We start from the raw sequence: 13424 nt of genomic DNA on the forward strand, positions 1-13424 counted from the left end.
ACCGATTATTATTTGTTTAATTGGGAAATAGTTGCCGACGGAAAAATTATACAGCAATCGCCATTGGCTATTTTTGGTTCTATCAATCCGCAGGAAGAAAAAACCGTTGGCTTAGATATTGAAAAAATTGACTTAGACAAATACAACGAAGTGCTTTTCAATATTTATGCCGTTAATATGAAGGAAACTATTGGCGTGCCGTTTGGTCATGTTATGGCTTCGGAGCAATTTATCGTAAAAAAAGCCGATTTGAAACCAAATTTATATAAAGGCGATAAAAAAGTTGCAGTTTCTGAAAACAAAAACGATATTATATTGTCCGGCGAAAATTTCTCAATAAAATTCGATAAAAGTATAAACGCAATAAGCAGCTACGTACTCAACGATTATGAAATCCTTGAAGCTCCGCTTACTGCTAACTTTTGGCGTGCTCCAACCGACAACGACTTTGGTAACGGAATGCAAAAGCGCTGTGTGGCGTGGAAAACCATCGTTGAAGAAAGCAAAAACTACAAACACGAGATTGTTACAACAGCCGACAACAACGTAGTTTTAAAAACTTCGCAGATTTTGAATAACAACTACGGCACCCTTGAAATTGACTACCAAATTGCCGGAAACGGACAAATTAATGTTTCGTACAAATACACACCTGCAGATACCACAATACCCGAAATTCCGGTTATAGGAATGAAAATGCAATTGAAAAAACAATTTAACAAATTGCAATATTACGGTCGCGGTCCCGAAGAGAACTATATAGACAGAAACACTGCATCGTTTATAGGACTTTATAATTCTACCGTACACGACCAATACTACGCTTATGCACGTCCGCAAGAAAACGGATACAAAACCGATACCAGATACCTTTCGCTGACAAATATTTTCAATTTGGGTATCAGAGTTGATGCAATTGATAATCCTTTGGGTTTTAGCGCTCTACACTACTCTATCGCCGATTTGGACGAAGGACTTGAAAAAACATTCAGAACAATAAAAGACGTTAAGGAAGGCAACTTTACAGAGCTACGCATTGACCACAAAATGGTAGGACTAGGCGGAGACGATAGTTGGGGTTCAAAACCTTATGACATACATCGTATATTTCCTAACAAAACGCACGAATACAGTTTCAGTATTACACCTTTGTTTTAAGTTGTAACAAAAAATGATGTAAATGGGAGACAGCACGTCTCCCTTTTTTTCATTACTGTACGATAATATCATTAATCACAAAGCTATTGTTGGTTTTTAGTCCAGAAGTTTCGGGTTTGAAACAAAATTTGGCTTTAAAGTTTCTATTTTTCTTTACGTTCTTTTTTGTTATTTCGTTCAGTATTAATTTTAAAGGTACTCAATGCTCTCATACCGTTTATCACGGTACTCGGGTGATAAAAAAGAACCAAAAAATCAAGGCTGACATTTCTTTACTGAATTGCGTTCTCATAAATCCTGAGCTCGTGCGGGTGATCTCCTCGCAAGCTCGGAGCTTCCCGCCCTCACTTGGGATTTATTTCGAACTCCATTCAGCAGAAATGTATGCCGTCATTTTTAAAGCTAGATTTTTAGCTATTGTCCTTCCTTACCGTGACAAATTATTTAAATGAAAAGAGGGAAGTGTATTTATTGCTAAAATGTTTAACAAAGTCGTTGACTTACACTTAATTTGCAAAAGCTAACGAGTCGGTGGTAAAATTTCACTATTTTAAAAGCCTTTTTACGCAGAATATGTATAAAAGAAACGTTAAAAATTTCTGAATCCCTGTAAGAAATTTAGTTTCTTTTATACGGTTTTTATTGCCACAAGGCAATAAAAAATTCCTTGTAAAAAGTGTCTTTTCTTTTGTTTCGTTTTCTTTGGACAAGCAAAGAAAATGAAAAAAACAAAATTAAAACTGTAAAAGATTATCGATTACAAAAAAAGTCTAATTGGAACTGCCATTAGCTGTTAGTTGCCGGCTAAACATAGCCCCTAAGTTTCGGGCCTAAAAGCCAAGAGCCAACAGCTAACGGCTAAATTTATATTTATCGGACAATAATATTTTTTACTGTTTCACAAATTTAAGTTCAGTTGTCCCTTTTGTTGTATCAAGCCGTAGCACGTAAACGCCTTTCGTCAGATATGATACATCAACGGAATTATTACTAACAGCCAACTTAGTTTTGTTAAGCACCAATCTGCCGTAAATATCATGAATTTCAATGCTGTTTATTTGGTTATCGGTATCAATGTTAAGAATATTACTGACAGGGTTTGGATAAATATTAACTTCGGCAATATCCTTTATATTTATGCTTGTTTCGCACTGATAAGTACCAGTTGTGGCAGGTAAGTTTAAATAATAGTTATAGCCGTATCGTAAGATCCAATTTTTATCTATGGCATTTTGACTATTAGTAGCCATTACTGTTGGGTAATCCGGAGATGATACATCATAAACCGGATAAATCTTCGGATAATCGTTTACAGCCCTTGTTGGAAGATCGCAGTATATTAGGTCTAAAGCTTGGGTGGTAAAGTTGTTATTCCAGCAAGACAATATTCTCAATTCCGTATTATTGCTTAAATCCAAAGAAGTGAGATTGTTGTCGTTACAATATAATAGACTCAACAGTATAAGTTTACTAACATCTAAAGAAGTGAGATTATTATATGAACAACCAAACATTTCTAACGTTGTAAGTTCGTTTACATCTAAGTATGCAAAGTTATTACCGCTACAACCTAATCTTTCTATAGCAGTAAGCCCGCTTAAATCGATAGATGAAAGATTATTATTTGTGCAGCCCAATACTCTCAAAGAACTAAGACCGCTTACATATAGAGATGTTAGATTATTATCTGAGCAATTAAAATATTCTAATGATATAGCATCTGTAACATCTAAAGTTGTTAAATTGTTGATATTGCAGCGTAAAATCCTCATTGCTGCATTTCCACTTAAATTTAAAGATGTGAGATTATTGTCATAGCACCACAACTCTCTTAACGCAGTATACCCACTTAAATCAAGAGATGTAAGACTATTTTCGTGGCAGATCAAATATTTTAGTGTAGTTGACCCACTTAAGTCCAAAGACGTGAGATTATTATTTTGGCAACCTATAGAAACTATAGATGATAGTCCGCTTAAATTTAAAGAAGTAAGATCGTTGTCATAGCAGTATAAATATTCTAATGCAGAAAGTCCGCTTACGTCTATAGAAGTGAAATCGTTGTTGGAGCATATCAAAGATTTTAATGTTGTAAGTTGGCTTTTGTCCAAATATGAAAGATTATTATACGAACAGTCAAAATATTCTAATGAGGTAAGTTCGCTTACATCCAAAGATGTTAAACTGTTGTATTGACAAATTAATGCTTTTAGCGTAGTAAGTCCGCTTAAATCGAAGGATGTAAAACTGTTACCGCTACAATCTAATTCTTCCAATGCAGTAGGACCTGTAAGACAATTCAAGGATGTGAGACAATTGTTCTTACAATTTAAAATTTTTAATTCTGTAGCTCCACTAACATTCAGAGATGTGAGACCATTATTCTGACAATCCAAACTTTGGAGTGCCGTAGCTTCACTAACATCCAAAGATGTAAAACCATTGTATCCGCAAATTAATGTTTTTAGCGATGTGGCTCCACTAAGGTCAAGAGATGTAAGACTGTTGCCTAAGCAGAACAAATCAACTAGCTGGGTGTTGTTTTGTATGTTTATGTCTGTTAGATTTCCGTAGTTAAATCTGCAGTCGAATCCTATTATATCACCATATACTCTCACAGTAGTTGAATCAGCGTAATAGTCAAAGTTTACGATTAGGGCAGTAGGCCAGACGGTGAAAGCTATAACTGTTGTGTCGGTAGAACCGCTTACAATCCTAACAGGTGTGTTTGCTTCACTCGCTAGAAAGTAGAGTCTCATATAATTGCCTTGTTCAACCGTCAATTCTACCCAGCGCGACATATTTTGTGCTGTTGCTAAGTTTACATTGGCAAATATGGCTATAACTATAATAGCCAAAATGATTTTTACTTTTTTAATCATATCTTTTTAAAATTTATTGTTTTATAAATTTAAAATCAGCCGTACCTTTTGTTGTACCAAGTCTGAGTACATAAACGCCTTTCGTCAGATATGATACATCAACAGAATTATCACTAGTAGGCAACTTAGTTTTGTTAAGTAACGACTTGCCATAAACATCATAAATTTCAATGCTTGTTATTCGGCTGTCGGTATTTATATAAAGAATATCGTTAACCGGATTTGGATAGATGGTCGTTTGAGCGATATCTTCTAAACTTGTGCTAGTTCCGCATTTGTAAGTGCCTGTCGTGTTGACACGCGAAGAATCGCAAGCATACTGCACTTTCCAACTTTTAATCACTGCGTTCGAGCTATTAGTAGCTACTACTTTAGAATAATCGGGAGAAGATGCATCGTAAATAGGGAAGATTCTTCCATAATCACAAGACGTTACCGTTCGATTTTTACAGTATATTTGAGGTAAACCACAGTATATTTGGTCTAATGCCAGAGTAGAAAAGTTATTGCCGTAGCATACCAAACCATCTAACCTTTTTAATCCACTCACATCCAAAGATGTGAGTAAATTATTGTTGCAATACAACTCGCCAAGAAAAACTAATACACCCAAATTTAAAGATGTAAGTTCATTGTTAGCACATTCCAAATGTCTTAAACGTTCCGAATTACTTACGTCCAAAGAGGTGATACTATTGTTGTTACAATACAAAGTTTTTAACGATGTAAGTCTCCTAGTGTCTAAAGAAGTGAGATTGTTGTTGTCGCAACACAAAGATAATAACCCCGTAAGTCTGCTAAGATTCAAATAAGTGATATTATTGTCGTTGCAATACAAAGTTGATAAGCCCATTTGCCTGCTAATATCTAAAGTAGTGAGATTATTGTTGTTGCAATACAAATATTTTAACGTCGTAGGTAAACCGAAATTCAAAGAGCTGAGATTATTGTCATTGCAACGCAAAGTCGATAACAATGTAAGTCCACTAACATCTAACGAAGTAAGACTATTGTCGTTGCAACGCAAAGTTTCTAACGATGTAAGCCCGCTAACATTTAATGAAGTGAGACTGTTCTTTTCGCAATTCAAACTTTTTAACGATGTAAGCCCACTAACATCTATAGAAGAAAGATTGTTGTTACTACATGCCAATTGCTCTAAAAGCGTAAGCCCACTGACATTCAAAGAGGTGAGACAGTTGTAGTGGCACTTCAATTCTGTCAGTTCTGTCAGACTGCTTACATTTAAAGAGGTGAGACTATTTTCGTAACAATACAATACTTCTAATCCGGTAGCACCGTTAACATTCAAAGAAGCGAGACTATTATTGTTGCAATACAATACTTTTAATCCGGTAGCACCGTCAACATTCAAAGAAGTGAGACTATTGTTTCCGCAATACAAAGTTTCTAACGATGTGAGCCCGCTAACATCCAAGGAAGTAAGACTATTGTTTCCGCAATCCAAAGTTTCTAACGATGTAAGTCCGCTAACATTCAAAGATGTGAGACTATTGTTCCCACAATTCAATAATGTCAGCATTGTGTTATTTGAAGCATCTACGCTTGTAAGTTTAGTTTGGTTGCCACTGCAATCAACCTTTTTGACATCTCCATATAATCTCATTATATTAGAATCTGCATAGCAATTTGCTAGAGTCCCAAAATAAGACACCCTAACAATTGTATCTGTAGAGCCACTTATTACCCTTACAGGTGTGTTTGATGTAGTTGACGTAAGCCGAAAATGTATATTCTCTCCTTGTTGAACACCCAACTCTACCCAGCGCGACATGTTTTGTGCTGTTGCCAGATTTACATTGGCAAATACGGCTACAACCATGATAGCCAAAATGGTTTTTACATTTGTTTTCATATCTCTATTTTTTAAGTTATATCTTAAATACAAAATAATAAATTACATTGCTTAGAAAAATTTACTGTTTCACAAATTTAAGTTCAGTTGTACCTTTTGTTGTATCAAGCCGCAGCACGTAAACGCCACTCGTCAAATAAGACACATCTACAGTGCTCTTAGTAGCAGCTAATTTGGTTTTATTATGTACCAATCTGCCATAAATATCATAAATTTCAATGCTGTTTATTTGGTTATCGTCGGCAATAATGCAAAGGACTTCATTTACCGGATTTGGATAAATTTTTATTTCGGCAAAATCCTTTATGCTAGCGTTGGGTACACATTGGTAAGTACCTGTTGTAGGTATTGGCATATCATAATAGTCCACTACCTCCCAATTCCTATCTATTGCATTTTGGCTATTTGTGGCTGCTACTATTGAGTCATACGAAGTAAACGGTGGAATAGGATTAATATACCCTTTGTAGTAGTTATATAACCTTGAAGGTAAGTTGCAGTATATTTGGTCTATAGCCAGAGTAGTAAAATTATTGCCCCCGCAATACAAGGAATGTAGCGATGTTAGTCTGCTTACGTCTAATGAAGTGAGATTATTCATACCACAAACCAAAATTTGTAACGCATCAAGTCCGCTTAAATCTAAGGAATTTAGATTATTGTACGCACAATGCAAAGTTTTTAAAGCCACAAGTCCACTTAAATCTATATTAGTAAGATTATTGTTAGTGCAATAAAATATTTCTAATGCTGTTGCCCCACTTAAATTTATAGATGTGAGATTATTAGCTTCGCACCCAAAATCTTTCAACGCAGTAAGTCCGCTAACATCTATCGAGGTGAGACTATTACCACTACAATGCAAAGTATGTAACGCTGTAAGTCCGCTAACATCCAATGAGGTGAGACTATTATTGTGGCACCACAATTCTTGTAGCGCGGTAAGTCCGCTTGCATTCAATGATGTAAGTTTGTTTCTTTCGCATTTAATTTTTTTTAATGCTGTATTCTCGCCTATAACTAAAGAAGATAGACTACTATTGTAACAAATCAATTCTTCTAATGAAGTAAGCTCGCTGATATCCAATGATGTAAACCTATTTTTGCCACATATTAGTAATTTAAGTGAAACGAGTCCGCTTAAATCTATATTAGCAAGATTATTGCCATCGCAATACAGTATTTCTAATGCTGTTGCCCCACTTAAATTAATAGATGTGAGATTATTATTTCCGCACCTAAAATCTTTCAACGTAGTAAGTCCGCTAACATCTATCGAGGTGAGACTATTACTACTACAATGCAAAGTATGTAACGCTGTTAATCCGCTAACATCTAATGAACTGAGTTCATTGTTGTTGCACCGCAATTCTTGTAGTGCGGTAAGTCCGCTTGCATTCAATGATATGAGTTTGTTATTTTCGCATTTAATTTTTTTTAATGCTGTATTCTCGCCCATAACCAAAGAAGATAGACTATTATCGTAACAAATCAACTCTTCTAATGAAGTAAGTTCACTGATATCCAATGATGTAAGCTTATTTCTATCACATTTTAGTAATTTAAGTGAAACAAGTCCGCTTAAGTCAATTGATGTAATATGATTAAGTTCACAATATAATTTAGACAACAAATTACTATTAGAAGCATCTAAGCTTGTGATATCACTATAGTTATTACTACAATCAAACCCTGTAATATCACCATATATCCTCATTTTGGTAGAGTCGGAATAGTAATTTTGGACTCCAATCCAGTTTGTATCAACAGTAACAATAATATCTGTGGAACCGCTTACAATCCTAACAGGAGTGTTTGCTTCGCTCGCTATAAAGTCAAGTCCCATATAATTGCCTTGTTCAACCGTCAATTCTATCCATCGCGACATATTTTGTGCTGTTGCCAAGTTAGTATTGGCAAAAATGGCTACAACCATAATAGCCAAAATGGTTTTTACTTTTGTTTTCATATTTCTATTTTTTAAGTTATACTTTTAATACAAAATAATAAGTTATATCGCTTTTAAAAATTTACTGTTTAATAAATTTAAGTTCAGTTGTACCTTTGGTTGTGCCAAGCCGTAGCACGTAAACGCCATTCGTCAGAAACGACACATCAACATTGCTCTTAGTAGCAGCTAATTGGGTTTTATTAAGCACCAATCTGCCGTAAATATCATAAATTTCAATGCTTGTTATACGGCTGTCGGTATTTATATAAAGAATATCGTTAACCGGATTTGGATAAATGGTTGTTTGAGAAATATCTTCTAAACTTGTGCTAGTTTCGCATTGATAAGTACCTGTCGTATAGACATCTGAAGAATCGCAAGCGTACTGTACTAGCCAACTTTTACGCCTTGCGTTTTGTTTGTTGGTAGCGACAACTTTGGAGTAATCGGGAGAAGATTCATCATAAATAGGAAAGATTCTTCCATAACAGGGTGTTACCGCTCGACCTTTACAGTACATTTTAGGCAAATCACAGTATATTTGGTCTAATGCCTGAGTAGTAAAGTTATTGCCGTAGCATACCAAACAATTTAATGATATAAATTTACTAACATCCAAAGAGGTGAGTAAATTATTGTTGCAATACAACTTGCGAATACCAGCTAACGCCTTAGTATTCAATAATGTAAGTTCATTGTTAGCACACTCTAAATGTGTTAAAAATCTCGAATTACTAACATCCAAAGAAGTGAGACTATTGTTGTTACAACACAAAGTTTCTAACGATGTAAGACTGCTAGCATCTAAAGAAGTAATGCCATTGTTGTCGCAACACAAAGTTTCCAACCTCGTAAACCCGCTATAATCTAAGGAAGTAATACTATTGTTGTTGTAACGCAAAGTTAATAACAATGTAAGCCCGCTAACATCTAATGAAGTGAGACTATTGCTGCTACAATCCAATTCATTTAACAACATAGTTTCATCGAAATTCAATGAGCTGAGATTATTGTCGTAACAATACAATTCTATTAATGTTGTCAACCCACTAACATCTAATGAAGTGAGACTATTATTGCTGCAATCCAAAGTCCATAACGATGTAAGCCCGCCAACGTCTAATGAAGTGAGACTATTGTTGCTGCAATCCAAAAGCCATAACGATGGAAGCCCGCTAACATCTATAGAAGTAAGACTATTGTTGCTGCAATACAAAGCTTCAAACGATGTAAGTCCACTAACATCTATAGAAGTAAGACTATTGTTGTTGCAATTCAAAACGGTCAGCATTGTATTATTGGAAACATCTACGCCTGTAATTTTACTTTCGTTGCCGCCACAATTAATCTGTTTGATATTTCCATATAATCTCATTATATTGGAATCTGCGTAGCAGGTTGCTTGAGTACCGAACGAAAACACCTTAACAATTGTATCTGTAGAGCCACTTATTACCCTTACAGGTGTGTTTGATACATTTGACGCAAGCCAAAAATTTATAGTCTCTCCTTGTTGTACATTTAGCTCTACCCATCGCGACATGTTTTGCGCTGTTGCCAAGTTAGTATTGGCAAAAATGGCTACAACCATAATAGCCAAAATGGTTTTTACTTTTGTTTTCATAACTGTAATTATTTAGGTTATTATTAAATCTATTTGTTATCTATTGTATAATTATATTAAATATTTTAAACATCAATATTCAACCTGTTGATTTTCAGATTATTTACGGACACGCTATTTTTATAAGCCCAAAAAGGCTCACTAACTTATTACAACTAACCTATCTGGGCAAAGTTAACAATAATTAACAATAAACAAATTAAATATTTGTGTTTTTTCTGTGAAATTACAAAAAAAAGGCTGTCTTCTTACAAAGACAACCTTTTTAGCGAAAAATATAATCTTAAATTTATATAAAATGAAAAAATGTTTCTTAAACTCTTCTTTCTTTAATTCTAGCTTTTTTACCTTTAAGTTTACGCAAATAAAATATTCTTGCCCTGCGAACCGAACCGTGTTTATTTACATCAATACCATCGATAAATGGCGAATTAATTGGAAATATTCTTTCAACACCAACAGTACCCGAAACTTTTCTTACAGTAAAAGTTTCTGATGCTCCCGAGCCCGAACGCTGCAATACTACACCCTGAAAAGCCTGAATACGTTCTTTGTCGCCTTCCTTAATTTTATATTTTACAGTAACTGTATCGCCAGCTCCAAACTTAGGATACTCCTTCTTTTCAACAAAGTTGTCTTCAACATACTGAATTAAAGCCTTCTTACTCATCTCTATTTTTATTATATATTTTGTAATTTCGTTTAAAAAGATTGCAAAGATATACATTTTTTTACAATCCAAAGTAATCTTTTCAATTTATTTTGTTATTTTTTTTCGCTTCACAGAATTTGTATAAATTTGTGCACTGTTTTTTGAAACGTAAATTTATAATTTTGAGTATTGAGTATTGAGTGTCGAGTATTGAGTGTCGAGAACTCACAACTCATAACTCATAACTCATAACTCAGAACTCTGAACTCAGAACTCAGAACTTACAGATATGAAAAATATAACAAAACTCATTATCACTATACTAACGTTAACACTACTCTCAACAAGTGCTAAATCACAGATAATACCTACCACTATACAAGGAAACATTGTAAACACGCCCAATTATAAAACAATAAGCGCCGATACTGTTTCAAATAATGCGTACGTGAGTATTGCAACTTCAAATATTGAAAGCAACGGCAACTTTAAATTAGTTTTATTTATCACCGAAACCAATATAGTGCGACTTACAATCAACGATAATAATTTTATTACGATGATTGTTTCCCCTGGCGAAAACATTGTTGTCAACAACGCTTCGCCGGTTTTCGGAATAAATAGCGAAATATCCGGCTCCGAACACACACAACTGCTTTATTCGGTTATGAATAATGTAAGAGTATATGATATTGCCGAAGATTCGCTCAGAAGGGCGTACAACCAAGCTATTGCAATACCCGATACTACACTTTCAAAACAAATTTGGACTGAAATTTTAAACAATCACGATAAGCGAAGGTTTTTCATAACTTCTGAAATAAATAAAAATCCTTCGTCGTTGGCATGGCTGTTTTTGTTTGACCGTCTTGACATCAACAACGACTTTAATACTATTAGCCAAGCTGCATCGGCTATTGTTAAAGCTCATCCCAATAATAACTACGCAAAGTTTTTCGAGAATAAAATCGCTATCCTACGCAAAACCGCAGTCGGCAGCCCTGCACCCGAAATAGACTTGCCCGATCCTAACGGTACATACATTAAACTATCAGACCTTAAAGGAAAAATTGTGCTGTTGGATTTTTGGGCTTCGTGGTGCATGCCTTGCAGAAAAGCAAATCCGCAAGTAGTTCAACTATACGAAAAGTATAAAGATTTTGGATTTGATGTTTATAGCGTGTCGTTAGACAGAACCAAAGACGATTGGGTGAACGCAATTGCTAAAGATAAACTTAGCTGGAAAAATCACGTCAGCGATTTGAAATATTGGAAATCGGAAGCTGCCTTAAATTACGGTGTGATATCAATTCCGCATACATTTATTATTGATAAAGAAGGAAAAATTGCTGCCAAAAACCTTATGGGCGACGACTTGGAAAACAAAATAAAAGAATTAATAAACAACAAATAAACCTATGAATATTGTTTTTGGCATTATACTATCGTACTTAGTTGGCTCATTTTCATCGGCTTATTGGATAGGGAAATGGTTTTTTGGAATAAATGTCAAGGAAGAAGGTAGTAAAAATGCAGGTGCAACAAACACATTCAGGTTGTTGGGCACGGCTCCGGCTATTATTGTTTTGCTTATCGATTTTGCAAAAGCATTTCTTGCGGTAAAATATATCCCTTATTTATTTGAAAATACATCAACTTTAATTTCAAACATCGACTACCAAATTATTCTTGGATTTGCTGTTGTTATCGGGCATGTTTTGCCGATATTTTCAAACTTCAAAGGTGGTAAAGGAGTGGCTTCACTTATAGGAGTTGCCATAGCATTGTACAATCCCATAATTATTGCAATTATTTTAGTTCTATTTGTTGCCGTTGTTGCAATATCCAACTTTATTTCTTTGGGTTCAATAACAGCTGCTATCACACTGCCAATTTTAACGCTTATTTTTCAAAACGACAGCTTAAGCCTTATAATTGCTGCATTTATTATTGCCGTTTTCGTTGTTTTTATGCATCGCAAAAATATTAAAAGACTTATAAATGGAAATGAAAATAAATTTATTTCAAAAAAAAATAAGCATTAACTTAAATTTTATATCTTTACAAAAAAAATGAAATTGGCATTATTGTTAATTTTTTAATCGAAAAAATAATAAACAAATAATATAAAAACGATAAACATATGAACATCAATTTTGTTATTAATAGTCAAGTTCTAGAAAAAAAGTTGCAACAACTAATCGGTGTAGTATCAACCAATAAAGCTTTACCCATAACTCAGGATTTTCTTATCGATTTGCAAGGAAACAATTTGACAATTACAGCTACCGATTTGGAAACTACGCTAAAAATCACATTAGAACTTGCAAACTCTAACGGCGAAGGTAAATTTACAGTTCCGGCTCGTCCGCTTTTAGATTTCTTAAAATTTTTACCCGATGCTCCTGTTACTTTTAATATCGATTTGGAAAAACTTAGCATAGATATCAATAGCAACGAAGGTAAATACCGACTTACCGGACACAATGCCGAAGAGTTTCCCGAACTGCCCGAAATAGAAAAAGAAAATGAATTTTATTTGAATTCCGGACTTTTGCGCGATGGAATAAATAAAACGGTTTTTGCAACCGGCAACGACGAAAGACGTCCTGCTATCAACGGTGTTTTCTTTGAAGTTGATACCGATTCGCTTACTTTAGTAGCTTCCGATGCTCACAAGTTGGTCAAATACACCAGAAACGATGCAAATCCGAATATAAGCACATCATTTGTGGTAGCAAAAAAACCGTTGAACGTTCTAAGAAACTTACTTACAAACTCCGACGAAACTGCAAAAATATCGTACAACGACAAGCATATTTGCTTCAACATGGATAAAGACATTATTTACGCTCGACTTATCGATGCTCGTTATCCAAACTACAAAGCTGTTATACCTCAAGCCAACGAAAACAAACTTGTAGCCGATCGCGAATTGCTTATTAACTCAATCAATCGTCTTGTTCCTTTTGCCAATCAAAGTACACAGCAGTTGGTTTTCACACTAAGCGGTCAGGAATTGGTTATGGAAGTTGAAGATATCGACTACTCAAATCAAGGCGTTGAACGTATTGAATGTTCGTACAGCGGCGAAGATATGAAAATTGCTTTCAGCTACAGATATTTATTAGAACTACTAGGCAATTTAGATACAAAAAACGTTGTTTTCTTACTCGGAAATCCCGACAGAGCCGGTTTAATTCAACCCGAAGATAACGAAAACACCGACGAAGACATCGTTATGGTAATTATGCCATTGCAGATTGTTAACGGATAGTTGA

General features: G+C 34.7%; 9 protein-coding genes. 4 read left to right on the forward strand and 5 right to left on the reverse strand.

The window, feature by feature from the left end:
* On the forward strand, positions 1-1158 hold a 1158-nt coding region (locus PHP31_06680; GenBank protein MDD3738962.1), incomplete at its 5' end, for a DUF4981 domain-containing protein.
* 890 nt (positions 1159-2048) lie between these two features.
* On the opposite strand, the gene PHP31_06685 is transcribed toward PHP31_06680, so the two are convergent.
* The 5 genes from PHP31_06685 to rplS all read right to left on the reverse strand — a co-directional run bounded on the left by PHP31_06685 (position 2049) and on the right by rplS (position 10161).
* Positions 2049-4040, reverse strand: coding sequence for a T9SS type A sorting domain-containing protein (locus PHP31_06685; GenBank protein ID MDD3738963.1), 1992 nt, complete (start codon positions 4038-4040; stop codon positions 2049-2051).
* 13 nt (positions 4041-4053) lie between these two features.
* Complete coding sequence (locus PHP31_06690) at positions 4054-5916, reverse strand: T9SS type A sorting domain-containing protein (GenBank protein ID MDD3738964.1); 1863 nt, start codon at positions 5914-5916, stop codon at positions 4054-4056.
* 61 nt (positions 5917-5977) lie between these two features.
* A complete protein-coding gene (locus PHP31_06695) occupies positions 5978-7885 on the reverse strand; it encodes a T9SS type A sorting domain-containing protein (GenBank protein ID MDD3738965.1) in 1908 nt (635 codons plus the stop codon).
* A gap of 61 nt (positions 7886-7946) precedes the next feature.
* Positions 7947-9491: a leucine-rich repeat domain-containing protein gene (locus tag PHP31_06700; protein MDD3738966.1), complete on the reverse strand. Its 1545-nt coding sequence runs from the start codon at positions 9489-9491 to the stop codon at positions 7947-7949.
* A gap of 313 nt (positions 9492-9804) precedes the next feature.
* A complete protein-coding gene (gene rplS / locus PHP31_06705; GenBank protein MDD3738967.1) occupies positions 9805-10161 on the reverse strand; it encodes a 50S ribosomal protein L19 in 357 nt (118 codons plus the stop codon).
* Positions 10162-10432: 271 nt separating this feature from the next.
* Between rplS and PHP31_06710 the strand changes: the two genes are divergently transcribed.
* The 3 genes from PHP31_06710 (at position 10433) to dnaN (ending at position 13420) form a co-directional block, all read left to right on the forward strand.
* A complete protein-coding gene (locus tag PHP31_06710) occupies positions 10433-11557 on the forward strand; it encodes a TlpA disulfide reductase family protein (protein MDD3738968.1) in 1125 nt (374 codons plus the stop codon).
* A 4-nt stretch (positions 11558-11561) separates the two neighbouring features.
* Positions 11562-12188 carry a glycerol-3-phosphate 1-O-acyltransferase PlsY gene (plsY, locus tag PHP31_06715; protein MDD3738969.1) on the forward strand — a complete coding sequence of 209 codons (627 nt, stop codon included), beginning with the start codon at positions 11562-11564 and terminating at the stop codon, positions 12186-12188.
* A gap of 98 nt (positions 12189-12286) precedes the next feature.
* The gene (dnaN, locus tag PHP31_06720) at positions 12287-13420 is read left to right on the forward strand and encodes a DNA polymerase III subunit beta (GenBank protein ID MDD3738970.1); all 1134 of its coding nucleotides are present in this window, start codon (positions 12287-12289) and stop codon (positions 13418-13420) included.
* The last annotated feature ends 4 nt before the right edge of the window (positions 13421-13424 follow it).

It is taken from the genome of Lentimicrobiaceae bacterium, assembly GCA_028697555.1.
Classification (GTDB): Bacteria; Bacteroidota; Bacteroidia; order Bacteroidales; family UBA4417; genus UBA4417.